A 25,081-nucleotide genomic window follows, 5' to 3' on the forward strand; every position below is an offset into this window, starting at 1 on the left:
AAATGTACGTTTCATCAAACGATCCTCCGCAACCACATGTTTTCACATGGTTGTTGCGTTGACCAATTGAATCTACAGCTGCTTTGTTAAAGATATCTGTACCGACGACATGGACGCGATGATTGTGCAGTCGATTTGTAATCTGGCAAAAACCAAATCACTGAGTGTGGTGGCTGAATATGTGGAGACGCCGGCGCAACGTGACATGCTGCTGCGCTTTGGTGTGGATTACCTGCAGGGATACCTGATAGGCAAACCGACGCCGCTTGACGCACTGCAGGCATAAAAAAACCGGGAGCCAGGCTCCCGGTTCTCATATAACGTGACGGGTTACAGTACCAGTGCTGCAATAGACGCTGACAGTACGCTCACCAGCGTTGAGCCGTAAACCAGTTTCAGACCGAAGCGAGAAACAACGTTACCCTGTTCTTCGTTCAGACCTTTAATCGCACCGGCGATGATACCGATGGACGAGAAGTTCGCGAAGGAAACCAGGAACACGGACAGGATGCCTTCCGCACGTGGAGAGAGCGTGCTGGCGATTTTCTGCAGATCCATCATTGCAACGAATTCGTTAGAAACCAGTTTGGTCGCCATGATACTACCAACCTGCAGCGCTTCGTGAGCAGGGACACCCATCACCCAGGCAACAGGGTAGAAGATGTAGCCCAGGATGCCCTGGAAGGAGATGCCCAGAACTGCGGCGAACAGGGCGTTCAGGGCAGAGATCAGGGCGATGAAGCCGATCAGCATCGCGGCAACGATAATCGCCACTTTAAAGCCCGCCAGAATATATTCACCCAGCATTTCAAAGAAGCTCTGACCTTCGTGCAGATTTGCCATCTGCAGGTTCTCTTCGCCTTCCTCAACACGGTATGGGTTGATCAGTGACAGCACGATAAAGGTACTGAACATATTCAGCACCAGAGCAGCAACCACATATTTTGGTTCCAGCATGGTCATATACGCGCCCACGATAGACATGGAAACGGTGGACATTGCTGTTGCGGCCATGGTGTACATACGGTTACGGGACATCTTGCCGAGAATATCTTTATACGCGATAAAGTTCTCTGACTGGCCCAGAATCAGGGAGCTGACGGCGTTGAATGATTCCAGCTTACCCATACCGTTAACTTTGGACAGTACGGTACCAATGGCGCGGATCACAATCGGCAGAACACGGATGTGTTGCAGAATACCGATCAGCGCAGAGATGAAGACGATTGGGCAAAGTACTTTCAGGAAGAAGAACGCCAGCCCTTCGTCGTTCATTTTACCGAAGACAAAGTTCGTCCCTTCGTTGGCGAATCCGAGCAGTTTTTCGAACATTTCGGAGAAGCCTTTTACGAAGCCAAGCCCCACGTTGGAGTTCAGGAAGAACCACGCGAGCAAAACTTCAATAACGAGAAGCTGAACAACAAAGCGAATGCGGATTTTTTTACGGTCATGGCTGACCAGCAACGCAAGCGCAGTAACGACAACGAGTGCCAGGACAAAGTGAAGGACGCGGTCCATATTTGCTCCAAATATGAGGCAGGTTTAATTTTCGTGCACATTCTATGTAACAACCGAAAAGAAAACGAGATCAAGGACACACTATAGTTACATCCTGTGACGAGTCTCAAAAATAGTGATCCACAATACATTTTTGTTATGTTAGGTAAATGAGTGAAAAGTTAAGTTTGTGTGCTAGTCTTCACAAAAGAGCGCGCGATTTCGGTTTCTGTTAGAGCGCCCCCGCTTACCCGCCTGTCTATCGTTCAAAGCTATCAGAGAAATCACTGCAACCATTACAAATGATCTTGATAATCATTCTCATTTTGATAGCATTAAACATAGCAAAGGCTATATTTCAGAGGCAGAAATGACAAACAGTCGCGTAGAGGGTAGCAGTGGCAGAGCAGCGCGCAAGTTGCGGTTCGCATTAATGGGACCTGCGTTCATCGCTGCCATTGGCTATATCGATCCAGGCAATTTTGCGACCAATATTCAGGCCGGGGCCAGCTTTGGCTATAAGCTTCTGTGGGTGGTTGTCTGGGCTAACCTGATGGCTATGCTGATTCAGATGCTCTCCGCGAAACTGGGTATTGCCACCGGTAAAAACCTGGCGGAACAGATTCGCGATCATTACCCGCGCCCGGCGGTATGGTTGTACTGGATCCAGGCGGAAATCATTGCGATGGCAACCGATCTTGCCGAATTCATTGGTGCGGCAATTGGTTTCAAGCTGATCCTCGGCGTATCACTGCTGCAGGGGGCGGTGCTTACCGGCATTGCCACCTTCCTTATTCTGATGCTGCAGCGTCGGGGGCAAAAACCGCTGGAAAAAGTCATCGGCGGCCTGCTGCTGTTTGTCGCTGCGGCCTATATTGTCGAACTGATTTTCTCGCAGCCTAACCTGGCGCAGCTCGGTAAAGGGATGGTAATCCCAAGCCTGCCAACCTCTGAAGCGGTGTTCCTCGCCGCCGGGGTGCTGGGGGCGACCATCATGCCACATGTGATTTACCTTCACTCCTCGTTAACCCAGCACCTGCACGGGGGGACGCGCAAAGAACGCTATTCGGCAACCAAATGGGATGTGGCTATCGCCATGACGATTGCCGGTTTTGTGAATCTGGCGATGATGGCAACCGCTGCCGCAGCGTTCCACTTTAACGGTCACACCGGCATTGCCGATCTCGATCAGGCCTATCTGACGCTGGAGCCGTTACTGAGCCATGCGGCTGCGACCATATTTGGCTTAAGCCTGGTGGCGGCAGGTCTCTCCTCTACGGTGGTGGGAACACTGGCCGGGCAGGTGGTCATGCAGGGGTTCGTCCGCTTCCATATACCGCTGTGGGTACGTCGCACCGTCACAATGTTGCCGTCATTTGTGGTGATCCTGATGGGGCTGGACCCAACACGCATTCTGGTCATGAGCCAGGTGCTGCTGAGCTTCGGGATCGCACTTGCGCTGGTGCCGCTGCTGATCTTTACCAGCAACAAACATCTGATGGGCGAACTGGTTAACACCACGCTGGTGAAACGGACCGGATGGGTCATCGTGGTTGTGGTAGTGGCGCTGAACCTGTGGTTACTGATAGGCACGGCATTGGGGTTATAAAAGAAAAAGGAGCCGGGAGGCTCCTTTTTTAGATTAGTGACGACCGTGGCCGTGACCATGTCCACCGCGACCTTTACCGCCGCGATCCCAGCCGCCACGGCGGTCATCACGGTCGTCCCAGCCTTCGCGATAACCACGCTCGTAGGCGTTGTTTTTGTACCAGCCGCGGTGCAAACCATTATCATGTTTCCACCAGCGGTCGCCGCGCCACTCATAGTGACGGTGCCAGTAGTCACGGTCGCGCCAGTAGCCACCGTCCCAGTATCTGCCGTAGTCGTCACGATCGCCAATTTGTAATTTTACTGATGGCAACAGGGTGATTTCGCCAGCAGTGGCGACCAGCGGGGCCGAAGCCAGGAATACCGCTGCAAGAATCAGTGACCTGAACATACTCTTCTCCTTCACGATCGGGGCTTTAGGGGGCCTGTTAACGCAATTTTACGAGTTGGGAAAGCCTCGTTTCATCGCCTCAACTCCGAATTCAGACGTGATAGCACTTTTTGCTAAAACAGGATTTATTTTGAGCTGTTCAGGATCCCGTCAATGGTGGCCAGCTCTTCCGCCGTGAAATGGCGGTTCTCCAGCATGCCCACTGCATCGTCTATTTGCCCGGTTTTACTGGCGCCAATCAGTACGGAAGTTACCGTCTCGTGGCGCAAAATCCAGGCCAGCGCCATCTGAGACAGCTTCTGTCCCCGGCTTTCTGCCAGCGCGTTCAGTCTTCTGACTTTTTCCAGTTTCTCCTGGGTTATCTGATCCGGGTTCAGGAACTTACTCCCGCTCGCGGCACGGGAGTCTGCCGGAATGCCGTTCAGATAACGATCGGTCAGTTGACCACCCGCCAGCGGCGAGAACGGAATGCAGCCGACACTTTTTTCCTGCAAAACGTCCAGCAAGCCCGCTTCCGGCGCACGTTCAAACATTGAATATTTCGGCTGATGGATCAGACACGGCGTGCCGAGGTCATGGAGTATGTCGATAGCCTGCCGTGCAAGCTCGGCCGGGTAATTGGACAAACCGACATACAGGGCTTTCCCCTGACGCACCAGATGGTCAAGCGCTTTCATTGTCTCCTGCAGCGGCGTTTCCGGGTCTGGACGGTGGTGGTAGAAGATATCGACATACTCCAGCCCCATACGTTTCAGACTTTGATTCAGGCTTGCGATGAGATATTTGCGCGATCCCCAGTCACCGTAAGGGCCGTCCCACATGGTATAGCCCGCTTTCGTCGAGATGATCAGCTCATCGCGCCACGGCAGAAAATCTTCCTGCAAAATGCGGCCGAAATTGCGCTCGGCGGAACCGGGAGGCGGACCATAGTTATTGGCAAGGTCGAAGTGTGTAATACCAAGATCAAACGCGCGCTGTAAAAGTTGACGGCTGTTTTCGATAAGCGTGGCGTCACCGAAGTTGTGCCAGAGCCCAAGAGAGACGGCGGATAATTTAACGCCACTTTGCCCACAGCGACGATACAGCATTGTCTGATAACGGTTTTTATCTGGCTGATAGTGCATTCTCATGACCTCTGGCGCTAAAAAGTAAGAACAGTGTATGCGTTTACACTGATGCGAAAAAACAGAGCATAGCGCAGCCTTTTTTGTAAAGCATTCTTTCCATACTCTTCTTTCTGCCATTTCTGGACAGCCATCACGCTTATTTAATACTCAAAGTGAGGTCAACGTCAGAAGGACACCTGTTATGCGAACCCCGTACTGCGTCGCCGATTACCTGCTGGACCGTCTTACAGATTGTGGTGCCGATCATCTGTTTGGCGTGCCGGGCGACTATAACCTGCAGTTTCTCGATCATGTCATCGACAGCCCGGATATCTGTTGGGTGGGCTGTGCCAATGAGCTAAACGCATCTTATGCCGCTGACGGATATGCCCGATGTAAGGGCTTCGCCGCGCTGCTGACAACATTTGGCGTAGGGGAATTAAGTGCCATGAACGGCATGGCCGGCAGCTTTGCCGAGCATGTTCCGGTGTTACACATTGTGGGGGCACCGGGTACGGCCTCACAACAAAAAGGGGAGCTGCTGCACCACACGCTGGGTGATGGTGAGTTCCGTCACTTCTACCATATGAGTGAACCGATCACGGTCGCGCAGGCGATCCTGACCGAACAAAACGCCTGCTACGAAATCGACAGAGTGTTAACAACCATGCTACGGGAGCGACGTCCAGGCTACCTGATGCTGCCTGCTGATGTGGCTAAAAAATCAGCCACGCCGCCTGTAAACGCTCTCACGTTTAAGACCGCGCATGCCGATAACGCCTGCCTGAAAGCGTTCCGAGACGCCGCCGAGAGCAGGCTGAAAACAAGCAAGCGTACCGCGCTGTTGGCCGATTTCCTGGTCCTGCGCCACGGCATGAAACATGCCCTGCAGAAGTGGGTGAAAGAGGTGCCCATTGCCCACGCCACCATGCTGATGGGCAAGGGCATTTTTGACGAACGCCAGCCCGGTTTTTATGGCACGTACAGTGGTTCTGCAAGCGTCGGGGCGGTAAAAGAGGCCATCGAAGGGGCGGATACGGTACTGTGCATTGGCACGCGTTTTACCGATACCCTGACGGCGGGGTTTACCCATCAGCTGACGCAGGCGCAAACGATAGAAGTGCAGCCCCATGCCGCACGGGTGGGGGATGTCTGGTTTACCGGTATCCCTATGTCTGACGCGATCGAGACGCTGGTGGCTCTCTGCAAACAGTATGTCCACGATACCCTGGTGCCAGTCTCTCACAGCGGTATCGCCTTCCCGCAATCCGAGGGCTCGCTCACTCAGGAGAATTTCTGGAGCACCCTGCAAACCTTTATTCGCCCGGGTGACATTATTCTTGCCGACCAGGGGACGTCAGCCTTTGGTGCGATCGATCTGCGTCTGCCTGCAGACGTGAATTTTATCGTCCAGCCGCTGTGGGGCTCCATTGGCTACACCCTGGCCGCGGCGTATGGTGCCCAAACCGCCTGTCCAGACCGGCGCGTCATTGTGCTCACGGGGGATGGCGCCGCGCAGTTGACCATTCAGGAACTGGGCTCGATGCTGCGTGATAAACAGCACCCCATTATCCTGGTGCTCAACAATGAAGGGTACACCGTAGAAAGGGCCATTCACGGACCGGAACAGCGCTATAACGACATTGCCTTATGGAACTGGACGCAAATTCCGCAGGCACTGAGCCTGGATCCTCAGGCACAGTGCTGGCGGGTCAGTGAAGCGGAACAGCTGGCGGAGGTGCTCGAAAAAGTGGCACACCACGAGCGACTATCACTGATTGAAGTGATGCTACCCAAAGCGGATATCCCACCGCTGTTAGGGGCGATTACCAAAGCGCTGGAAGCGCGTAACAACGCCTGATCACTTGTCGTTACGCCAGGCCATCATCATCGGTTTGCCCGCCAGCAGGAGCCAGGCGGGCAACATCACGATGCAAAGTAACGGGATGAGAGTAGTATCCGGAACCACCACCGCGGCCATAAACAGGCTCAGCCAGGCATCACGTGTCACCACCAATACCAGCCCCAGAATAGAGCAAGAGACGGTAATCGCCGCCGGAACCGCATCCACATGTTCATGCAGCATCAGCCCCAACGCGACGCCAACAAAGACCGCCGGGAAAATCCGTCCGCCACGGAAACCGCACGCTGCCGCCACCACCAGCGCAGCCAGCTTTATGAGCGCAAACAGCAGATAATCGGACACGCTAAACATCTGACTGAAGGCCAGCTGTTGCATCTCATCCAGACCTTTAAACAGCGTTACCTTACCGCCGATGGCCCCTAATATGCCGAGGATCAATCCGCCAACCCCGAGGATAAGCACCGGATGTTTGAGCTTATGCACCAGCCGGTGCAGACGCGGCAGACACCATACGGCGATCATCCCCAGCGCAATGGCAATAGCGACCACAACCGCACCGCTGAATATATCGGCTATCTGCATCTGGCCGTAGTGGGGAAGGGAGAGCGAGAAGTGTGGATTGAAAAACAGACTGGTGGTGAGCGCACCGGCCGCGGCGGCCATCAGTGGCGCAAAGAGTTTATCCCAGAGCGGCACGTCGTTATTGCTGGAGAGCGTCTGCGAGAAAATCAGCGCGGCCGCGACCGGCGTGCCGAAGAGCGCGCCAATGGTGCCAGCCGATGCCAGAATCGTCCAGTCCAGGGCCCCGACGCGGGGTAAAATGCGTGAGCCGAGATACACCGCCAGACCGATGTTGACCGCCATGATCGGGTGTTCCGGCCCCAGGCTAACGCCGCCCGCCAGACCGATAATCAACGCGATAATGAGCCCTGGCAGCGCTGCAGGTGCGACCGGAGCACCAATCAGCGGTTCCAGCGCCGAATCAGGCCCGGCGTGCCCTGGGCTAAAGCGGATCACCAGACCCACCGCAACCCCCGTCAGGGTCAGCATCATGATGATCCATGCCGGCGAATCAACGCTGATACCCACCTGAGCCGGAAGCGCAGTCCATAACATCGTTTGCAGCACCGAGGCGACTTTCATCACGACGATAAGCACCAGGCTTGAGACAATACCAATAATTAAGGCCGGGATTGCCAGCAACAGCATGGTTCTGGCTCGCGGGTGGAGCATGATAATTTCCTTGTACAAAAAGGTATTACGTTACTTTGCACAATCAGCATTGTGGCAATAGTGCAAAAGGTGCTGAAACGGTAAAGTTATTCTGTGACGAAGATCGATAATCCCGGGGCATTCACCTTCCGGTCGTTGTTGTTATCACGCCTTGAATTTACAGTGTTCCAAAGATTTATTCTGACTTTAGCGGAGCAGTAGAAGAATGACAAAGTATGCTTTGGTAGGAGATGTGGGCGGCACTAACGCGCGCCTGGCATTATGCGATGTAAGTAGCGGTGAAATTTCCCAGGCGAAAACCTATTCAGGGCTGGATTACCCCAGCCTTGAGGCCGTTGTACGCGTCTATCTGGAAGAGCACAAGGTCAGCGTTGACGATGGCTGTATCGCGATTGCCTGCCCGATTACCGGCGACTGGGTCGCGATGACCAACCATACCTGGGCATTTTCCATCGCCGAGATGAAAAAAAACCTCGGCTTTGCACATCTGGAAATCATCAACGACTTTACTGCGGTGTCGATGGCCATCCCGATGCTGAAGCCAGAGCACCTGACTCAGTTTGGCGGTACTGCCCCGGTAGAAGGCAAGCCGATTGCCGTATACGGTGCCGGTACAGGGCTGGGCGTTTCGCATCTGGTTCATGTTGATAAGCGCTGGGTGAGTCTGCCGGGTGAAGGTGGCCACGTGGACTTTGCACCGAACAGCGAAGAAGAGGGCATTATTCTGGAAGAGCTACGCGCTGAGATCGGCCACGTGTCGGCTGAGCGCGTGCTTTCCGGCCCGGGGCTGGTAAACCTGTATCGTGCCATTGTGAAGTCTGACGGCCGTCTGCCGGAAAATCTGCAGCCGAAAGACGTGACCGAGCGCGCACTGGCAGACAGCTGCATCGACTGCCGTCGCGCACTGTCGCTGTTCTGCGTGATCATGGGGCGTTTTGGTGGCAACCTGGCGCTTACGCTTGGCACCTTCGGTGGCGTTTACATTGCTGGTGGCATTGTGCCGCGCTTCCTGGAGTTCTTCAAAGCGTCAGGCTTCCGCGGCGGGTTCGAAGACAAAGGACGTTTTAAAAGCTACGTGCAAGACATTCCTGTTTATCTGATTGTGCACGACAACCCGGGTTTACTTGGCTCGGGCGCCCACCTGCGTCAGGTGCTCGGCCAGATCCTCTAAAACCCAGCCCCTCTCTTGCGGGAGAGGGGATTTACAGGTGCATTAACTGGCGGAACTCTTTAACCTTGCTGCGGCTCACTGGCACCTGAAAATCAAGATCCTTCAGGCGCAAAATGTAGGTGTTGTTAAACCACGGCTCGATCTCGCGGATCTTGTTTAAATTCACACAAAACGAGCGGTGACAGCGGAAGAAATGCGCTGTCGGCAGCTTGCTGCAAAACTCGGTAATGTTCATCGCCATCACGTACGATTCCCGCCGCGTATAGACAAACGTCATCTTTTCATGGGCTTCGGCATAGTAGATATCGTTAACCGGCGTCACGATGATACGTTCATCCTTCACCAGGTTAATCGTGTCGTTCTCACGTACTGCGGGGCTTGCGGTGACAGGGGCGTTCTGCTGTTGCCACGCGGCCTCCAGCTTTTGCAGCATGGTGACGATGCGTGACTCCTGGTAAGGCTTAAGGATATAGTCAAACGCCTCCAGCTCGAAGGCTTCAACCGCATGCTCCTTCCAGGCGGTGACGAAGACAATAAACGGCTTATGGGCAAACTGATTGATGTTTTGCGCCAGTAATACGCCATCCAGCGACGGAATGTTGATATCAAGAAAAATGACGTCAACGCGGTTATGCTGCAAAAACTTCAGCACGTCCAGACCATCGTCAAACGTGCCCACGATCTCCATCTGACTGTGCGTTTTGATGAGCCAGCTCAGCTCCTGTTGAGCCAGAAACTCATCTTCTACAATGATCACTTTCACGGGTTACTCCGGCCTAAGGCAACAGGGATGTAGACGCATGAACGGGAGAGCGTTCATTCGGGATATAAAAGGCGATCTCGGTGCCCGGTTCAAGGCGCTGAATATGCAGCCCGTCGCCGTACAGCAGTTTGACCCGGTGGTGGACATTCAGCAGCCCAATCTTATTCCCCGGCATCTCGTTGGCCTCAACGCGCTCAATGACTTTAGGATCAATTCCGTGGCCAGTATCACGCACGGCAATCCGTACGCGGTTGCCGCTTTCGGTCACGCTGATGGTCACCACCCCTTTCCCTTTACACGGCTGAATCCCATGGACGATAGCGTTCTCAACCAGCGGCTGGATCAGCAGGCTTGGGATCACACAGTTGACCTCTTCATCAATATCGTAAATGACGGTGAGTTTGTCACCAAAGCGCGCCTGCTCAATCGCAATGTAATCCTTGATCTGATAAAGCTCTTTTTTAATGTCGATCTGCTCGTCATCTTTTAGCTCAATGTTGTAGCGCAGATAGCGTGACAGATTGAAAATCAGCTGACGCGCGGTATCCGGATTAAGTCGAATGGACGAGGAGATCGCATTCAGCGCGTTAAACAGAAAATGAGGATTAATTTTACTCTGCAGCGCGCGCAGCTCTGCCTTATTTGCCATCTCGCGCAGCTGTTCCGCGCGGGAGACCTCCAGCTGGGTAGAGATAATCTGCGACAGCCCGATGGCCATCTCCTGCAGGGAGGAGGTGATCTGGTGCGCGTGGCAGTAGTAAATTTTTAGGGTTCCTGTCACCACGCCTTTCTCCCACAGCGGGATCACCAGCATGGAGTGAATTTCTGGGGTTCTGTGGGCTTCATCATTGTTTTTAATGATGATTTTACCGTAATTGATCGCCTGCCTGGTGGTGGGGCTGATGGTGTCATCACTGTCCTGATAGTTATGCTCACCCACGCCAACATAGGCCAGGACGTGGTCGATATTGGTAATGGCCACGGCATCGGCATGAATATCGCGACGGATGATATCGCAGACCTGACGTAAGGATTCGGCGTTAACATGGCGGAAGAGCGGGAGCGTTTTGTTGGCGATATCCAGCGCCAGCTTGGCCTGACGTGCGGCGCTGGCCTCTTTTTCCCCTTCAACGCTTTGCACCAGCAGCACGATAAAACCGATACAGACGCTGCCGAGGATCATCGGAATACCGATTTTAGAGACAATATCCAGCCCCAGCGCGATGGTGGGAGCCCAGACGACCACCAGAACCATGGTCAGCGTTTCGCACAGCATGCCCGCGATGATCCCGGCGCGCCAGTGCTGCTTTTTCGGTATTTTGCGGTTAATCCAGCCGGAAAGGACACCGGCGATGATGCTGGTGATAAAACACGGCACCGCCGTCACGCCGCCGATATCTATCAGGTAACGATGTGTCCCGGCAATGAGACCCGTAATAATGCCCACCCAGGGGCCAAACAAGATCCCACCGGACATCACGGCGATAACACGCACGTTGACCAGCGACCCTTCTACCGGCACCCCGGACCAGGTGCTGAACAGGGCGAACAGTGAAAAGATGGCGGTAACGGCCAGCAGCTCTTTTGCCGAGTGGGCGGACTTGTGCAAAAGCTCGCGGAACAGGCGAATACGAATGAGGAAAAACAGGCAAATCAGCATTAATGCCGCACGGTCAAAAACCGCCAGCAGCATATCGAATATTTCGTGCACGAGTCGACCAGCGAAAAGAGGAAAGCCCAATGATAAAAAACCTGACGCCTGTTGACCAGCTATCCGTCGGGTTTATCAAATGAGGAAAAACCATAATCTTCAAAGGGGATTGAGAGTGGCTTCCTGAAGATGCCAGTTTTTTTACTCCTGGAGAACGGCAAGGTAACAGCTTTGATATCATCATGTTAAATACTGGGTATTAAAATTGCACAATAAGCAGGAACGCTTCCGCTTTCGGTATCTGAAGGTTCCCGTTTTTAACGCGACATCTTTTTTTTGCTTAACCCCTCGACAGCATGTTTTTTTTCAGGTTATTTTCTAAACACGCCACATAAGTGGCAGCGTCGCTCGGACGGTCCGGGCGCTAACGTTAATCTGAGGAATCTATGGCTGAATTCAGTCCTGAACGCCGTTTTACGCGTATCGATCGTCTCCCCCCTTATGTTTTCAATATCACTGCTGAACTGAAGATGGCTGCGCGTCGTCGCGGCGAAGATATTATCGATTTCAGCATGGGTAACCCTGACGGCCCAACGCCTGCGCATATTGTTGAGAAGCTCTGCACGGTCGCCCAGCGCCCGGATACGCACGGTTACTCCACCTCTCGCGGCATTCCTCGATTACGTCGCGCGATCTCTCGCTGGTACCGGGATCGCTATCAGGTTGACATCGATCCGGAAAGTGAAGCCATTGTCACCATTGGCTCGAAAGAGGGGCTGGCGCACCTGATGTTGGCTACGCTGGATCATGGTGATACGGTGCTGGTGCCTAATCCAAGCTATCCCATCCATATTTACGGCGCGGTGATTGCCGGGGCGCAGGTTCGCTCTGTGCCGCTGGTGGAAGGGGTCGATTTCTTTAACGAGCTGGAACGTGCGATTCGCGAAAGCTATCCGAAACCGAAGATGATGATCCTCGGCTTCCCGTCTAACCCTACGGCGCAGTGTGTAGAACTCGACTTCTTTGAGAAAGTCGTCGCACTGGCGAAGCGTTACGATGTGCTGGTGGTACACGACTTAGCCTACGCCGATATTGTGTACGACGGCTGGAAAGCGCCTTCCATTATGCAGGTTCCGGGCGCACGTGATGTGGCGGTGGAGTTCTTTACCCTGTCGAAAAGCTACAACATGGCGGGGTGGCGTATTGGCTTTATGGTGGGTAACAAAACGCTGGTGAGTGCACTGGCGCGTATTAAGAGTTACCACGATTACGGCACTTTTACCCCATTGCAGGTGGCCGCTATCGCCGCGCTGGAAGGCGATCAGCAGTGTGTTCATGATATTGCCGCCCAGTATAAACGCCGTCGCGATGTGCTGGTGAAAGGGCTGCATGAGGCTGGCTGGCTGGTGGAAATGCCGAAAGCGTCAATGTATGTCTGGGCAAAAATCCCTGAGCCTTACGCGGCGATGGGGTCACTGGAGTTTGCCAAAAAGCTGTTGCAGGACGCGAAAGTCTGCGTCTCGCCGGGCATTGGCTTCGGTGATTATGGCGATACCCATGTACGGTTCGCGCTGATAGAAAACAGCGACCGTATTCGTCAGGCGGTGAGGGGCATTAAGAGTATGTTCCGCGCCGACGGGCTTCTCGCATCAAAGAGTGCCGCTGAACAGCACGAATCTTAATGACATAAAAAAACAGGAGCCAACGGCTCCTGTTTTTTTGACTGCATGTTCTTCGCTAGATCATCAGGGCGAAGGTTCCGGCCCACACTAAAACAATCACCGAAATGCCCATAAAGAAATATTTCACGTTTCATCGCTCCGCGTATCTTCTGGTACGCACTTAAAAACAGAGTCCACCTGATTATAGAGAACTGACATTTGCCTGAGACGGAAATGAGAATTATCCCGTTACGATGCAAACTCCAGCTCAGAATTCTGTGCTTTCCTGTTGCCAGACGGCGCTAATGTACGCCTAAAAATGAGGGGTGACAAGAGGCATTTTTTTAAATACTTTCCGTAACTTACGGGTGTCGTGGAACGGCGACAGTTTGATTTCAGAGCGCAATAAATCCACGTTGAGCGACGGCAAGAAAAGACAATTACTCAGGGTGATTACAGGTGATTGAAAAGGTTAGTTTCTTAGCGAAACTAACCTTTCTCCACATTAAATATAGAGAGACGCTTCGCCATGCGGCCGCGTTTTGAAACGGCGATGCATCCACAGATACTGCTCCGGCGCGCGCATAATTTCGGTCTCGATAACTTTATTGATGAACGCTGCGGCTTCGCATTCATTTTCCGGATAGTTTGCCATCTCCGGAGAGATGTGCAGACGATAGCCAGATTTATCAACCTTTCTTACCATTGTCGCGGTCAGCATTGCGGCGCCTGACAGACGCGAAATCACGAACGTGCCGTTGGTGGTGGCGACATTTTTAACCGCAAAGAAGGGCGCAAAACTGCTGCCTTTACGTCCGTAGTCCTGATCGGGTGCAAACCAGACGGCTTCGCCTTTCTTCAGGGCGCCGACCATACCGCGCAGATTGTTACGGCTGATCATCGCCTTATTGGAACGCATGCGACCACGGGTTTGTACCCACTCCATCAGCGGACTGTTGTGCGGGCGGTAGGTGGCCATCATCGGCTGACAAAGCCCCATTACTCGGCCGCCCAGCTCCAGCGACATAAAGTGGACACCAACTACCATCACGCCACGGTTTTGCATTTGCGCGCGTTTCAGGTTTTCGAGACCTTCCACGTCAAACCATTTGCGGACGCGCTCATCAGGCCAGAACCAGGCCATGCCGGTTTCAAGCAACGCCATGCCGATAGATTTAAAGTTCTCGGCAATCAGTGTTTCGCGCTGCTGCGCATTATACTGGGGAAAGCACAGTTCGAGATTTTTACGGGCAATAGATTCACGACGTTTGAGGAAGTGGCGGGACACGCTGCCGAGCCTGGAGCCCAGTACGCGGATCACAGGATAAGGAAGTTGAACCAGAAGCCAGAGTACGCCAAGACCAAACCATGTAAACCAGTAACGCGGGTGTAAAAACGCACGTTTGAAGTGGGATTGAGACAAAATAGTGAACCTATGTAAAGCCTTTGAAAGTAACGCATAAAGCGATACCACGTGCCAATTAGACCGTTGGACAAGGTCATGGTTGCAGGCTTTACCGATCTTTACGGCGTTGCCTGACCACTGCTGACGTTGGGTGGGCGGCGTATTGTAGCACCGTTATACGATATGTGCTATTACTCGTTTTTGATTAAAAAAGCGGCACCTGGAAAGGGTGTTGATTTTGTTGCTGTTGTTGATTATCACGCATGCCAGACGGTGAATCCGGGCGCTTAATTCCCGTCGGACAAGCTAACGATCTCCCCTGGAGGGTGTAAATGGAAACCTATTTACAAACCGTAAGGGATGAGTGGATTCAGTTAATCAATGAAACGGATCCCCTCGTTCATCAACTTACTGCGCAACTGGCCAGCGATCATGCTTCTGGTCTGATTACGGAGTTTTATCGTGTGGTCCTGGCCGACCCTCATGCAGCGGAGTTTCTGACCACTGAGCAGGTTGAAAGGCAGCTGCAGGAAGCGCTGCGCCGTTGGCTTGTTGATGTTCTCTCCTGCCGGGTTGAACAGGTTGATGAACAGATGCGGGCTCAGCAGCGCGCCGCCGATGTTCACGCCCGAATAGGTATATCAGTCGACCTGGTTGAGATGGGTTTCCGGATCCTGAAAAAGCTGTTGTTACCTCTTATTAATGCCACACCACACCCTTCTGAGACCAAGTTAAGCATCTATCACTACGCCATTAACAGCATTGATCTGGCAATGGAGGTGATGTCGCGCGCGTATGTCTTCAGCGAGAACAATGCGGCAAAAGAGGACGAGAACTATCGAATCTTCTCGCTGATGGAAAATGCGGAAGTCGAGAAGGAACGGCAGACCGCCGCATTGCTGACGTGGGAACTGTCGCTGCTCTATAAAGTGATGCTGGACTCCAGCATCGACAACAGCCGGCCGCTCGGGCAGTCCGACTTTGGGCTGTGGTTCAGTCATAAGGGACGTCACTACTTCAGTGGTATTGCCGAAGCAGGGCATATCTCTCGTCTTATCCAGGAGTTCGACGCGGCTTTTCATGACGTTCGTCAGACAGACGATGCCCTTCACGACAGGCTGCGGCAGGTGCAATTTTTGCGGCTGACGCGAACGACCTTCTCGCAAATCGTGACCCTGCTGCATGAGCTGTTTGATGAGGTAGCCCGGCACGAGGTGGGCGTGGATGTGCTCACTCGTCTGCTTAACCGTCGCTTCCTGCCAACCATTTTTAAACGTGAAATTACCCAGGCAAGTCGTTCTGGTACGCCGCTGTCGGTGTTGCTTATTGATGTCGATAAGTTCAAGCAAATCAACGATACCTGGGGGCACAACACGGGAGATGAAATATTAAGAAAGGTTGCCGGGGCGTTTTATGACAACGTTCGCACCTGTGACTATGTCTTCCGCTATGGCGGAGATGAGTTTTTGATTGTGCTAACGGAAATCACCGAAGCCGATACCCTGCGCATTGCCGAGCGGATCCGCCGACGCGTGGAAAAAATTAAGGTTCATTCCCCGACAGGCGAGCCAATACCGTTGTCGCTTTCGATTGGGGCGGCCATGTTTAATGGTCATCCTGATTACGAACGTCTGATTCAGGCTGCGGATGAGGCGTTGTATGGGGCAAAACGACGGGGGCGAAACTGCGTGGAGTTATGGAAAGCGCAGTGATGTTTACTATCAAAGTGCCCTGCAGACTTCGAATATGTATGGTTTATTTGTTGATAGTTAAGGTTTATTTGTTGTTAATAAAGTTAAGGGGCCCCCAATAAGGCCCCCAAAAGTTATTTTGACAGAATTCATTGAATAATAACTAACCGTCTTTGGTTCGATTCCGCTTAATAGATATCGTACTCGAAAACTTCATCTTACCATATCTCAATGAGATCCTCGTAAAAGACCTATTGCCTGTCTTGCCCTCAGAATATCGACAGCCCGAAGGTAAGGGGATTGTTCCTGCCAGCGAAATCCCTTCCTGTCGATACGGACCAGTTCGTATTTTTCCACCAGAAAATTCACGGCATCTGACAGGGTGATACCGGCATCGATATGTTGCTGTATAACAACTTCATCGCTGAATGGGGTGTCGTTTATTGTCAGACCGTAGTGCTGTTCCAGCAAACGCGCCAGTAACATTTGCCAGACAGCCACGGGTGACAGGCAGGGCTTCGCTGCCCGCTGAGTTGTTGCAGGTAAAGTTTTCATGTTTGCTCTCGTGAAGGTAATTAACGCTGAGTGGGATAAATGGCGATGTATACGTAGCCGCAACTGCCAAGGGTGTCGGCTTCACAGGTAAAACCGTTGTGGTACAGGGTGACGCAGTGGGCATGTTGGGGGCTGAGTTCACCGGTGGTCAGCATCGATTCCATCTGGCGGATAAAGTGTGGGAATGTGTCATCCAGCTTCCGGCATTCGGCGTCACTGAACATACCGGTGATGCTGGCCCGGTCAGCCAGGTAGTGCAGCCGGTTGCCCTCCTGTACCAGACGGGCTCCCAGGCGCGGCGTGATAGCCCGCTGCAGGCCCCAGATGATGTGGGTCATGGGGGCTCTCCTTTTATTGTAAGTTCAGGGTAATACTCATCAGGCAGGCATAAGGCCCGTTGCGGTCCTGGCGGCGTTCGGCGTATACCGCGAGGACTCCGGTGATATCCGGAACGTCCCTGCCGGTGTAATGACAGACGCTGCCGTGCCACTGATATTTTCCGCTGCTGTAGCGAAAGATCCGGGACTCAGGATGCTGGCGGTATATCGTCATTGCCCGGCGTTTACTGATAATTTTCATGTCATACCTCACAACAGACCGTGTTCTGCGAACGAATAGATTTGCCTGCCGCCAACAATCAGGTGGTCAGGGACGCGGATATCCACCAGCTGAAGCACCTGCACCAGTCGCTGCGTGAGGGCTTTGTCAGCCTGGCTGGGTGTTGTCTCACCGGAAGGATGGTTATGCGCCAGTATCACCGCCGCCGCGTTGAAATGCAGAGCACGTTTGACCACTTCCCGGGGATGGACTTCAGTGCGGTTAATCGTGCCGGTGAAGAGCGTTTCATGGGCAATCAACTGATTCTGGTTGTCCAGATACAGCACCCGGAACGCTTCCCGCTCAAGTGCGGCCATATGCAGTCGCAGCCATTCACGGACAGCATGGGTGGAGGTGAAGGCCACGCCGGGCTCATGCAGGTGCCGGTCCAGCGCCCTGAGCGCCCGCTGGATGAGACGCCGGTCGTGTGGCGTCATCTCGCCGGGTAAAAAGGAAAGCTGTTTCATTCGTTGTTCCTCCGGTCAGTCGATGATACGCAGAATGGCGTGGGCTTCAGGATGCTGCAGGGCGTAGTCCCGCAGGCGGTAGAAGTGTGCGGTCATTGCATCGCATTCGGTGCGACAGGCATGGTGGCTGTATTCAATCAGGCAGACCGCGATACCGGCGGCTTCTGCACTTATATCTGCATCGTTGCCATTCAGACAGTTAAACAGATGCCATTTATCGTCACTGTCATACTCGGGGGCCATAAATGCCCCGCTGTTGCTCAGGGTGTGGAACGACCAGATACCACCGCCGTAGGTCGTACAGAAGCGGTCCATCCAGGCGAAGATATGCGGCTCCAAGGTTAGCCACTGCGGTATGCTGCCGAAGTGTTGCGGCCAGAAATCGATACGCTGTTCATCGGGGACTGGCGTGACGGTCAGTTCAAATTCGGGTTGGTTAGCGGGTGCGAGGTCGTACTGCGTCTGCGTTGTCATGGATATGTCTCCGTCAATAAAAAACGCCAGCGGCGAGGGCTGGCGTATGGGGTTAACAAAGCGTGTTCGGGAAGGTGAGATGTCGCGGGTAAATGCTTCGGGGTCAGCGGGTAACGGTGTCTTTGTGGATGCCATACTGCCGGATGTAGCCGTTAAGACCTTCACCGGCATCCGGTTCAAAGTTCCATGCCCGCCAGACCGTCCGGCCTTCGGTGTCGCGAACCACCAGGCGGAAGTGACTGCCCTGGTCGTCTTCAATGGTGATATTACGGTACAGACGGATAAGGGTTTCGGCCTGCTGACGTGAGAACGAACCGGGAGGCAGGGTTAACGATTCAGTCATGGTGGCTCCGGATAGTCAGCGTGTCAGGACGCTAGGTGCAGCATATTCTCCGCCATGACCCAGAGCGCCCGGTTGAGCTTCACGTCCCCGTCAATCCCCTTTACCGCACGGGTATGAGCTCGCTTGCCTTTGGTCGTTCTGCCCGGCAGACCGCCCTTAATCAGATTCTCCTGAATGCGCTGGTAGGTGGTCCACAGGTCGTTACTCTCATCCTGCCAGCGGCGTGGGGAAAGTATCTGTGATTCCGTCACCGGCTGGTGGTCTTCGCGAAAGCGGTACGTGAGCGCCGCTTTGGCCAGTGCCTGCTGTGCTGGTGGCGGTAACAAAAGCGATTGCATGGCATCGCGCTTCTCCTCCACACGGTCGAATATCCCCAGTACTTCGTAAGCCCCTTCAATGACTTTCTCCACCACATTGCCTTTATGTGGCACACGTACCTCACCAAAACTCTCACCGCAAATCAGCCCGTTCTGGCAGACTGCACGAAACAGCCCCGGCAGCATCTGGTATGAGCTGGAGCCGTCATGACTGTTAAGCAGGATGATTTCAGGGACCTGTTTGCCAGTGATCTGGCCTTCGCGACGCAGGCGCAGCATGTGTTTGGTGTGCTCTCGCTTGCTCTGGTCCCGAACCCGGGTCTGGCAGGCAAAAAATGGCTGGAAGCCTTCGCGCTGAAGGTTATCGAGAAGGGTAATGGTCGGAATACAGGTATAACGATCACTTCGGGACTCATGCTTGTCTTCGCTGAACACACTCGGTACATAATGCATTAACTCCTCACGGGTTAACGGACGGTCACGGCGAATAAGATTTACCGCACCAAAGCGGCTGGCTAATCGGGTCATGGCGAGACTCCTGTGAGAAAAAAACAAACGAAAACGGCCTGCTCAACTGAGCAGGCCGTGGTAGGGGGTTAAACAGCAAAGTGTGCGGAAGGGGGAATACCCGTCGTTGAGTTTGTCGCGGGAGGCTCAGGCCCGGATACCCAGTATGCTCATGGCGACCATAAATCCGATGAACCAGCCAATAAACTGGGGCAATACCGCCCAGAGCAGACGGGCCTGAATGACGGCACCGGTACTTCCGTAAACCGCATCCGGCATGATCCATTTTCGGATGAGATTACCCAGCCAGACGCCCAGGCCCGGCAGGACACACTGCAGCACGGCGGCCCATGCTGAATACCCGAACCCGACAATACGGGTATCAACAACCGTGATAATCAGCCCCACTAGGGTTGACAGGCTGAGACAAAGGCTCAAAGGCATAGCAGCCCTCCTTAAACATGGCAATTTCCATAAACTCAGTGAGTTAGTTTGTTCTGTCGTAAAACAGCCCGTCGTTCCGGTTGCGAAACATCATGCCTTGGCAGGTATAGGGCATGTCCAACTGGACATATTTTCGGGTGACCATACTCTGATACGTGCAGATTTTCTGTGCCCCGCCCGCGGCGCTGTTCTCCGTTCTGACCAGACGGAATGCCTCGTAATCACTGTATCCAGCCTGGGCTACGGTGGGGATAAAAAGACTGACACTGCTGAGGGCCAGGGCGCTGGCAATCATGCGACGATAACGCGGATGCATACGGTGTTTCCTTATTAAGTAGGTAATAGACAACAATGAAAGGGATGGCCTGATGGTCACCCCGTCGTGTTAGTTGCAGCAGGGCTCTTCTCCTCTGTTAAAGGTGGCGCAGAATGGGATGCAGCCATCACGTCGTGCATGACCGGGAAATGAGGCAGCGCCCGGATGAAGGCCACCTGACGGGTGAGTTGACATACCGTATCACGACGCTCGAAGCCCTCACTCAGGACGGTGATGGCGGTGATCCCGGACAGCGGCAGAACAACGCTCCTTCCGTGCTGCTCACCGACCAGATACAACGCTCCCTCAAGGAAAATAAGCCGGTACGGTGCCAGGTGTTCAGCCCGCACACCGTCAGCCAGTTCCCGGATGCACTGCTGCTGAATGATGGTATCGACCAGTCGGGAAAAGAGACCGGGGCGGACGGGGGCGCTTTCGGCGTCCTCCTGCCAGACCAGACAGGATGAGATATCCTCACTGTCCGTTAGCGTGTTTACCAAGCGAAGGTCCGTTTCTGGAAACACCTGCTGAAGCCCAACATTGCGCATAAAGCACAGGGTTCCCGGGGCACGCTGTGCCATACCGGGATCTGACAACAATCGGCAGTGCCCATGACGGTACTCAAGGTTCAGATATATCAGCCGCTCACGAAAATCGCGGCGCAGGGTGCGTACCGAGACACCAAACTCGACTGCCAGTGTCTTCACGCTCAGTGTTTCGCCTGCCAGCAGACGACTGATAATGAGAGACAGTCTGACCGCCAGTCGGTCATAGCGGTGCTCAGTCTGTGACATGGCATGTTCTCCATCGTGATGAACGTATTGAAAAAGATGTGATTACTGTAAACAGGGGGAGGGTCAGGGTATGGACAGGGCGAAAAATATTTTTATCACCCGTCAGTACCGTACGGGCTGCGGCACTGACTGTATTCAGTCTGTTTTTTAACCGGATACACCACACCTAAAATGGACAGGGTGTGTCCGGCAAACGGAGAGCGAATGCAAGGTGCACACATAGTGGTGCATTTGCTCACGGGATAACGGCATTTCAGCCGTCAGAAGAAAAACCGCCAGACACTGCGGGCAACAGAGACCACCGCACTAATCACGGTACTGACCACCGCATTCACTGCGGAGGGAAGGGACAGCTCCGACAGGGTGTGTGTCATCACGTCGCTGACCGTATCGCCAAAATCCTGTTGCGCCTGCGCCTCAATTTTTTGCGTGCGGTATTGTGGTCTGATGACCGAACTGACGGCACTGCTGGCGCGGGCAGGCAGTGAGCGAAACAGCACCTCCACCAGCTCAGGCAGATGCCAGCCAGTGGCTGCTGATACGGTGATCACCGGGAGTGCCGGGTGGTTGAATAACGAGCACACCGCGCGCTGCTTTTCCTTCAGGTGTTTTAACTGTTGCTCTGAAGGTTGATTAAGAAAGCCGCTCCATTCACGGGAAGGCTCGATTTTATCGGCTTGGGTCAGGACAAACAGCACCTTATCCCTCCCAGCACTGCCTGGTGACAGCATCCGAAAATAAAAATCACAGTCGGGGGTCAGTGCCCGGTCATCGGCTTTAATCAGCCAGAGCACCAGGTCCAGCTCCGGCCAGATACGTTGATACAGTGCCTGATACTCTTCATCCCGCTCCGGGCTTTCGCCCACCCCGGGCAGATCAATCAGCGTCACCTGGCGTTCACCTGCCTGCAGCGTAAAACGCTGTGGCTCACGGGTACACGCAGTGGTATGACTGACGGCCGAGACCGTGCTGCGAAACAGTGCGTTACACAAACTCGACTTCCCAGCACCAGTCTTTCCCATTATGCCGATGATGGGCTGGTAATGAATAATGTCGTGCAGACGTTTAGTGACTTCCTCTGCAACATTGCTGGGCAGCAGACTAAGTGGCGAATACAGCTGATTTAATTCTTTATTGCATTTCATTATGTCACCTTATCAATTGATTAAGAAAGCATCGCTTGCCTCTGTCAATCTGGTGATATATATTTAAAGAAAATTTAAATCGTGAATAAAAAAATGAAAAGTCACAATCAAGAAAAAGCAAAAAAAGAAGTTCTGGAATTCATTAAAAAGAACAAAGCACTATACTCCAGGCGTATATCAACCTATAAAAAAGAAGAGTTAATGAATGCATTCTACTGCAGAGAGTTATTCTTTAACTGTGAAAGAGCAATCAAACGCATGGAAATAAACAGCATGGAGTTTGATAATAAAAAGCTTTCTGACAGCCAAAAGAGAACTCTGCGAAACAAATTCATGCAAAACGATTCAAATAAGGAAAAGTTAAAAACGTTGTCAACACGCATCGAAAACCTTGATATTTTAAAGCAAGACAATGTGGATTTAATTATCTGGAAACAAAACCCCAGACAGGCTGTGCAAAAACTTACCTTTGAAAGGATTTTTAATGAATCCAGAAATGCACATCCCAGTATAAAGGAGCACATGCGTTTTCTTGAAGCATGCCATGCATGCTTCCCCTTCACTCCTAATGATTACCCTAATGCCCGAAGCGCCAATCCTGAGTTAAGCTCTGTTTTTAATAAAATCAATCATCTGACCAGCCAAATCATTCCAGATAATTATCCTTACTCAACTGAAATGGCCTCTTTATCTAATTTATGGATTACAATTGATCTTCGTTACTCTGATTATATTCTCTCCAGCCAAATTGCAGGCATCATCAAACTCGAAAGGCAGTCATATCCAAAACAAGTGCAAAATGATATAGATAATTGGCTGAGTTTTGAAACAATAAAAAGGAAATTGCTCACACTTGACACATTCGTTATCATCGATGCTTTAATATTGAGCGCAGCTAAAGGCGTAATCTTAAAAAACACTGAAATAAACAACTCACTTAATTCCTCAGGCACTGAGTTGCGTAATATCAAGAACGCGATCGATTATTTCATGGATATACTTAGCGATGAACTTGATAATAATGAATTCACACCTCACTAGCATTTGCGAATCCACCTCGGATAGCCCTCATCGGAAATGTAGGAGGGTTTAACCGCAAAAAACTTCGCATAAATGTCTAATATACTCTCTTTAGCAGACGCAGGATCGCTAACAGATATTGACAGGTGTTTTTTACAATACCGCCTAAACAGAGATAGTGAAGAAAAAAGCGCACGTACCCTTAACATTGTTTTCTTCCCATTTTCCATTACCCACACGAACCTCTTAATTCTGGATAAAAAGCGTTCAGGATCGCCTCGCAAATAAGCATGAAAGAAAGCAAGTGCAATCATATCAAAGTAGCAGGTAATAAAAGTGACACGCTTACCTTTAAACTTAATTATTTTGTTTCGAAAAAGCTTACATATGTATTTCAGACAATAAAGGATGGTTCTTTCTTTTAAGCGAATCAGTTCCGCATTCAATAGATCAAAAATAAAAACCTGGTTGAAAACTGCGTCAGCATTTAAATATCTGCTTTGTCCATTTTTTATTCTTGGCAGCTTGCCAATTTTACAAAACAATGCATTAACTTCATCGTCTGAATAATTTCTAACGATAGAATTGATGAGACTATGCGGCATATCCTTCCTTTTCTTACTTAGAGAATGACCATTAAACATCTCAAAAGCATCATTTTCAGGGATTTTATCTTTATTCATTTTGTTTATAAATGAAGGTGCAATCATAATGTTCTCTGGTACATTCATCCCTCCTTTTGAATTTGGATACTTATGACTTAAATCCAGCTTAATAAATGGAGTTAGTTTGTGTTCATTTTTTTTGCAGTTGCCTCGTATTTTCTTTTTCAAAAAATGGCTACATGGAATCTGTAATCGGGATTTAATTCGGTATAGTGAAATGATGTTGGCGATATCCTCAAGACCGTTAATTGAATTCAATTGCAATGGATTGTTTTTAATAAACCCCTCTGTGTTAAGCCAGTACGAGTGATTATGGATTTCAGTTTTATCAGAATCCTTAAGGGTTCTCATACCAATCCCTTTGCATTTATTTGAGCAAAATTTATTATTTCTCGTTTCAGAGAAATTAGCACCACAAACTTTACAGCGAATGTCTTTCTTTACATTCCTTTTTCGGCTCAATTCCTTCCGTCTATTAAAGTGGATATAACAAAGCCTGACACCATATTCATAGCTAATAGATGCTATATTCTCTTTGCACCCTTTTCTGCAACATATTGCCATTACATACCGTCCATGTTCACTTCACGCGGTTTTCCAACCATTCGTGTATGTCACTTAGCCTCCAACGAGAACTTCTGCCAAGTTTTATTGGCTTCATAAATTCTCCGTCCTGAATTTGCTTATAAATCCATTTATCAGTGACTTTCAGCGTTGCTGCGATCCACTTCATATCTACAAGTTGCATGTCATTGTTTTCACTTCTTTCCACACTGTTCTCCTGATGTGCCGCCCTTTCGCAAGATACTGGCTGTATAGGGCCACAAAGTGCAGGCAAAAGATCGCTCTAGAAATTGTCTTGACAATTCACTTCAGTTGCGAACTAGAGGGGAGGAAACGATTGATGGTGTAGTCTTTGTAAGATGCTCCGATAAAACCGCCTAAGTTGATCATGCAAAATGATCAAATGAGACCTGCCATTAAAGTAAAAATGGTAAGATTCAGGTTGCTACCCACGCAGCATTTACTAGTATTTAAATCTTACAAACAGATCAAGATTGGAATATAAATTCAAACATTAATTAAAAACCCAGCCAATCAAACCAAATAAATAAAAATTAAAGATATATTTAAAGTCAGCGTAACCGATATATGGACAGCTATATCAAACAACATCTTGCTGCAGATTGCTGAACATTGATTGCATGTTGAATGGAAGGCATCAGCTATACCACCGCAGTAAGTTGCGACAGGTGTTACCTGCTGCTTGTTACAAGGCTGACTAATGTAGTGCTGGAAACATTACAGATTGAGTGCTGTGACCTAAATCGGCTATTGACTCTGACCTGCTCCCCGTTGATTAGTACACCCCGATGTTAGTAATGTCTTCATAAGC

27 protein-coding genes and 1 pseudogene are annotated in these 25,081 nt (G+C 51.5%); 7 read left to right on the forward strand and 21 right to left on the reverse strand.

Features of this window, described 5'->3' with window-relative positions; all coding sequences use genetic code 11:
• Nucleotides 1–70 precede the first annotated feature (70 nt).
• Nucleotides 71–286: pseudogene (locus HX884_RS18485) on the forward strand (EAL domain-containing protein); the annotation flags it as partial.
• Between the two features lie 44 nt (nucleotides 287–330).
• On the opposite strand, the gene HX884_RS18490 reads toward HX884_RS18485, so the two are convergent.
• Nucleotides 331–1,518, reverse strand: a complete 1,188-nt coding sequence (locus HX884_RS18490) for a NupC/NupG family nucleoside CNT transporter (protein ID WP_013098187.1) — start codon at nucleotides 1,516–1,518, stop codon at nucleotides 331–333.
• A 349-nt stretch (nucleotides 1,519–1,867) separates the two neighbouring features.
• Between HX884_RS18490 and HX884_RS18495 the strand changes: the two genes are divergently transcribed.
• Nucleotides 1,868–3,106, forward strand: coding sequence for an Nramp family divalent metal transporter (locus tag HX884_RS18495; protein WP_038984362.1), 1,239 nt, complete (start codon nucleotides 1,868–1,870; stop codon nucleotides 3,104–3,106).
• A 33-nt stretch (nucleotides 3,107–3,139) separates the two neighbouring features.
• Here the strand turns inward: HX884_RS18495 and HX884_RS18500 are convergent, their stop codons facing one another.
• Entirely contained in the window at nucleotides 3,140–3,496 is a 357-nt protein-coding gene (locus HX884_RS18500; protein WP_178328593.1) for a DUF2502 domain-containing protein, read from the reverse strand.
• 125 nt (nucleotides 3,497–3,621) lie between these two features.
• Nucleotides 3,622–4,620 (reverse strand): aldo/keto reductase, encoded by a 999-nt coding sequence (locus tag HX884_RS18505; protein WP_178328594.1) that lies wholly within the window; start codon nucleotides 4,618–4,620, stop codon nucleotides 3,622–3,624.
• Nucleotides 4,621–4,804: 184 nt separating this feature from the next.
• Here HX884_RS18505 and ipdC point away from each other — a divergent pair, with 184 nt between their 5' ends.
• Nucleotides 4,805–6,463: an indolepyruvate decarboxylase gene (gene ipdC / locus HX884_RS18510; protein ID WP_040022340.1), complete on the forward strand. Its 1,659-nt coding sequence runs from the start codon at nucleotides 4,805–4,807 to the stop codon at nucleotides 6,461–6,463.
• Here the strand turns inward: ipdC and HX884_RS18515 are convergent, their stop codons facing one another.
• Complete coding sequence (locus HX884_RS18515; RefSeq protein ID WP_178328595.1) at nucleotides 6,464–7,699, reverse strand: ion channel protein; 1,236 nt, start codon at nucleotides 7,697–7,699, stop codon at nucleotides 6,464–6,466.
• Nucleotides 7,700–7,904: 205 nt separating this feature from the next.
• Between HX884_RS18515 and glk the strand changes: the two genes are divergently transcribed.
• Entirely contained in the window at nucleotides 7,905–8,870 is a 966-nt protein-coding gene (gene glk, locus HX884_RS18520) for a glucokinase (RefSeq protein ID WP_013098181.1), read from the forward strand.
• 31 nt (nucleotides 8,871–8,901) lie between these two features.
• Here glk and HX884_RS18525 read toward each other — a convergent pair whose 3' ends face one another.
• Complete coding sequence (locus HX884_RS18525; protein ID WP_178328596.1) at nucleotides 8,902–9,633, reverse strand: LytTR family DNA-binding domain-containing protein; 732 nt, start codon at nucleotides 9,631–9,633, stop codon at nucleotides 8,902–8,904.
• 13 nt (nucleotides 9,634–9,646) lie between these two features.
• On the reverse strand, nucleotides 9,647–11,344 hold the full coding sequence (locus HX884_RS18530; RefSeq protein WP_032618314.1) for a sensor histidine kinase: 1,698 nt from the start codon (nucleotides 11,342–11,344) through the stop codon (nucleotides 9,647–9,649).
• Nucleotides 11,345–11,730: 386 nt separating this feature from the next.
• Between HX884_RS18530 and alaC the strand changes: the two genes are divergently transcribed.
• Entirely contained in the window at nucleotides 11,731–12,966 is a 1,236-nt protein-coding gene (alaC, locus tag HX884_RS18535; protein ID WP_178328597.1) for an alanine transaminase, read from the forward strand.
• A gap of 55 nt (nucleotides 12,967–13,021) precedes the next feature.
• Here alaC and ypdK read toward each other — a convergent pair whose 3' ends face one another.
• Both ypdK and lpxP read right to left on the reverse strand, forming a co-directional pair.
• Complete coding sequence (gene ypdK, locus HX884_RS27565; RefSeq protein ID WP_099458937.1) at nucleotides 13,022–13,093, reverse strand: membrane protein YpdK; 72 nt, start codon at nucleotides 13,091–13,093, stop codon at nucleotides 13,022–13,024.
• Between the two features lie 357 nt (nucleotides 13,094–13,450).
• Nucleotides 13,451–14,371: a kdo(2)-lipid IV(A) palmitoleoyltransferase gene (lpxP, locus tag HX884_RS18545; protein WP_178328599.1), complete on the reverse strand. Its 921-nt coding sequence runs from the start codon at nucleotides 14,369–14,371 to the stop codon at nucleotides 13,451–13,453.
• Between the two features lie 311 nt (nucleotides 14,372–14,682).
• Between lpxP and HX884_RS18550 the strand changes: the two genes are divergently transcribed.
• The gene (locus tag HX884_RS18550; RefSeq protein ID WP_013098174.1) at nucleotides 14,683–16,062 is read left to right on the forward strand and encodes a diguanylate cyclase; all 1,380 of its coding nucleotides are present in this window, start codon (nucleotides 14,683–14,685) and stop codon (nucleotides 16,060–16,062) included.
• A 207-nt stretch (nucleotides 16,063–16,269) separates the two neighbouring features.
• On the opposite strand, the gene HX884_RS18555 is transcribed toward HX884_RS18550, so the two are convergent.
• The 11 genes from HX884_RS18555 to HX884_RS18605 form a co-directional block, all read right to left on the reverse strand.
• Nucleotides 16,270–16,596: a TA system toxin CbtA family protein gene (locus HX884_RS18555; RefSeq protein WP_007869731.1), complete on the reverse strand. Its 327-nt coding sequence runs from the start codon at nucleotides 16,594–16,596 to the stop codon at nucleotides 16,270–16,272.
• Between the two features lie 20 nt (nucleotides 16,597–16,616).
• On the reverse strand, nucleotides 16,617–16,934 hold the full coding sequence (locus HX884_RS18560) for a type IV toxin-antitoxin system YeeU family antitoxin (protein ID WP_007869729.1): 318 nt from the start codon (nucleotides 16,932–16,934) through the stop codon (nucleotides 16,617–16,619).
• Between the two features lie 13 nt (nucleotides 16,935–16,947).
• On the reverse strand, nucleotides 16,948–17,175 hold the full coding sequence (locus tag HX884_RS18565) for a DUF987 domain-containing protein (protein ID WP_013098172.1): 228 nt from the start codon (nucleotides 17,173–17,175) through the stop codon (nucleotides 16,948–16,950).
• An 8-nt stretch (nucleotides 17,176–17,183) separates the two neighbouring features.
• Complete coding sequence (gene radC / locus HX884_RS18570) at nucleotides 17,184–17,660, reverse strand: DNA repair protein RadC (RefSeq protein WP_013098171.1); 477 nt, start codon at nucleotides 17,658–17,660, stop codon at nucleotides 17,184–17,186.
• 15 nt (nucleotides 17,661–17,675) lie between these two features.
• On the reverse strand, nucleotides 17,676–18,134 hold the full coding sequence (locus HX884_RS18575; protein WP_178328598.1) for an antirestriction protein: 459 nt from the start codon (nucleotides 18,132–18,134) through the stop codon (nucleotides 17,676–17,678).
• A 103-nt stretch (nucleotides 18,135–18,237) separates the two neighbouring features.
• Nucleotides 18,238–18,477: a DUF905 domain-containing protein gene (locus tag HX884_RS18580; protein ID WP_007869725.1), complete on the reverse strand. Its 240-nt coding sequence runs from the start codon at nucleotides 18,475–18,477 to the stop codon at nucleotides 18,238–18,240.
• A gap of 23 nt (nucleotides 18,478–18,500) precedes the next feature.
• The gene (locus HX884_RS18585) at nucleotides 18,501–19,322 is read right to left on the reverse strand and encodes a DUF932 domain-containing protein (protein ID WP_007869723.1); all 822 of its coding nucleotides are present in this window, start codon (nucleotides 19,320–19,322) and stop codon (nucleotides 18,501–18,503) included.
• A 126-nt stretch (nucleotides 19,323–19,448) separates the two neighbouring features.
• Nucleotides 19,449–19,745 carry a hypothetical protein gene (locus HX884_RS18590; RefSeq protein ID WP_015386464.1) on the reverse strand — a complete coding sequence of 99 codons (297 nt, stop codon included), beginning with the start codon at nucleotides 19,743–19,745 and terminating at the stop codon, nucleotides 19,449–19,451.
• A 43-nt stretch (nucleotides 19,746–19,788) separates the two neighbouring features.
• A complete protein-coding gene (locus tag HX884_RS18595; RefSeq protein ID WP_007869719.1) occupies nucleotides 19,789–20,061 on the reverse strand; it encodes a hypothetical protein in 273 nt (90 codons plus the stop codon).
• Between the two features lie 56 nt (nucleotides 20,062–20,117).
• Nucleotides 20,118–20,855, reverse strand: a complete 738-nt coding sequence (locus HX884_RS18600; RefSeq protein ID WP_044593432.1) for a DeoR family transcriptional regulator — start codon at nucleotides 20,853–20,855, stop codon at nucleotides 20,118–20,120.
• A 260-nt stretch (nucleotides 20,856–21,115) separates the two neighbouring features.
• A complete protein-coding gene (locus HX884_RS18605; RefSeq protein ID WP_007869717.1) occupies nucleotides 21,116–22,000 on the reverse strand; it encodes a GTPase family protein in 885 nt (294 codons plus the stop codon).
• Between the two features lie 81 nt (nucleotides 22,001–22,081).
• Between HX884_RS18605 and HX884_RS18610 the strand changes: the two genes are divergently transcribed.
• Nucleotides 22,082–23,041 (forward strand): hypothetical protein, encoded by a 960-nt coding sequence (locus HX884_RS18610; protein WP_007869714.1) that lies wholly within the window; start codon nucleotides 22,082–22,084, stop codon nucleotides 23,039–23,041.
• On the opposite strand, the gene HX884_RS18615 is transcribed toward HX884_RS18610, so the two are convergent.
• Nucleotides 23,038–24,036, reverse strand: a complete 999-nt coding sequence (locus tag HX884_RS18615) for a hypothetical protein (protein WP_015386466.1) — start codon at nucleotides 24,034–24,036, stop codon at nucleotides 23,038–23,040. The genes HX884_RS18610 and HX884_RS18615 overlap by 4 nt on opposite strands.
• Before the next feature lie 229 nt (nucleotides 24,037–24,265).
• Complete coding sequence (locus HX884_RS18620) at nucleotides 24,266–24,433, reverse strand: AlpA family transcriptional regulator (RefSeq protein WP_044593897.1); 168 nt, start codon at nucleotides 24,431–24,433, stop codon at nucleotides 24,266–24,268.
• Nucleotides 24,434–25,081 lie beyond the last annotated feature (648 nt).

The sequence above is a fragment of the Enterobacter sp. SECR19-1250 genome, from assembly GCF_013391025.1.
Taxonomy (GTDB): domain Bacteria; phylum Pseudomonadota; class Gammaproteobacteria; order Enterobacterales; family Enterobacteriaceae; genus Enterobacter; species Enterobacter cloacae.

Excerpts from the sequence above, each read along its gene's own strand:
- HX884_RS18490 (WP_013098187.1), bottom strand. The coding sequence starts at position 1,518 with ATGGACCGCGTCCTTCACTTTGTCCTGGCACTCGTTGTCGTTACTGCG.
- HX884_RS18495 (WP_038984362.1), top strand. The coding sequence starts at position 1,868 with ATGACAAACAGTCGCGTAGAGGGTAGCAGTGGCAGAGCAGCGCGCAAG.
- HX884_RS18500 (WP_178328593.1), bottom strand. The coding sequence starts at position 3,496 with ATGTTCAGGTCACTGATTCTTGCAGCGGTATTCCTGGCTTCGGCCCCG.
- HX884_RS18505 (WP_178328594.1), bottom strand. The coding sequence starts at position 4,620 with ATGCACTATCAGCCAGATAAAAACCGTTATCAGACAATGCTGTATCGT.
- ipdC (WP_040022340.1), top strand. The coding sequence starts at position 4,805 with ATGCGAACCCCGTACTGCGTCGCCGATTACCTGCTGGACCGTCTTACA.
- HX884_RS18515 (WP_178328595.1), bottom strand. The coding sequence starts at position 7,699 with ATGCTCCACCCGCGAGCCAGAACCATGCTGTTGCTGGCAATCCCGGCC.
- glk (WP_013098181.1), top strand. The coding sequence starts at position 7,905 with ATGACAAAGTATGCTTTGGTAGGAGATGTGGGCGGCACTAACGCGCGC.
- alaC (WP_178328597.1), top strand. The coding sequence starts at position 11,731 with ATGGCTGAATTCAGTCCTGAACGCCGTTTTACGCGTATCGATCGTCTC.
- HX884_RS18550 (WP_013098174.1), top strand. The coding sequence starts at position 14,683 with ATGGAAACCTATTTACAAACCGTAAGGGATGAGTGGATTCAGTTAATC.
- HX884_RS18555 (WP_007869731.1), bottom strand. The coding sequence starts at position 16,596 with ATGAAAACTTTACCTGCAACAACTCAGCGGGCAGCGAAGCCCTGCCTG.
- HX884_RS18560 (WP_007869729.1), bottom strand. The coding sequence starts at position 16,934 with ATGACCCACATCATCTGGGGCCTGCAGCGGGCTATCACGCCGCGCCTG.
- HX884_RS18565 (WP_013098172.1), bottom strand. The coding sequence starts at position 17,175 with ATGAAAATTATCAGTAAACGCCGGGCAATGACGATATACCGCCAGCAT.
- radC (WP_013098171.1), bottom strand. The coding sequence starts at position 17,660 with ATGAAACAGCTTTCCTTTTTACCCGGCGAGATGACGCCACACGACCGG.
- HX884_RS18575 (WP_178328598.1), bottom strand. The coding sequence starts at position 18,134 with ATGACAACGCAGACGCAGTACGACCTCGCACCCGCTAACCAACCCGAA.
- HX884_RS18580 (WP_007869725.1), bottom strand. The coding sequence starts at position 18,477 with ATGACTGAATCGTTAACCCTGCCTCCCGGTTCGTTCTCACGTCAGCAG.
- HX884_RS18585 (WP_007869723.1), bottom strand. The coding sequence starts at position 19,322 with ATGACCCGATTAGCCAGCCGCTTTGGTGCGGTAAATCTTATTCGCCGT.
- HX884_RS18590 (WP_015386464.1), bottom strand. The coding sequence starts at position 19,745 with ATGCCTTTGAGCCTTTGTCTCAGCCTGTCAACCCTAGTGGGGCTGATT.
- HX884_RS18595 (WP_007869719.1), bottom strand. The coding sequence starts at position 20,061 with ATGCATCCGCGTTATCGTCGCATGATTGCCAGCGCCCTGGCCCTCAGC.
- HX884_RS18600 (WP_044593432.1), bottom strand. The coding sequence starts at position 20,855 with ATGTCACAGACTGAGCACCGCTATGACCGACTGGCGGTCAGACTGTCT.
- HX884_RS18605 (WP_007869717.1), bottom strand. The coding sequence starts at position 22,000 with ATGAAATGCAATAAAGAATTAAATCAGCTGTATTCGCCACTTAGTCTG.
- HX884_RS18615 (WP_015386466.1), bottom strand. The coding sequence starts at position 24,036 with ATGAGAACCCTTAAGGATTCTGATAAAACTGAAATCCATAATCACTCG.
- HX884_RS18620 (WP_044593897.1), bottom strand. The coding sequence starts at position 24,433 with ATGCAACTTGTAGATATGAAGTGGATCGCAGCAACGCTGAAAGTCACT.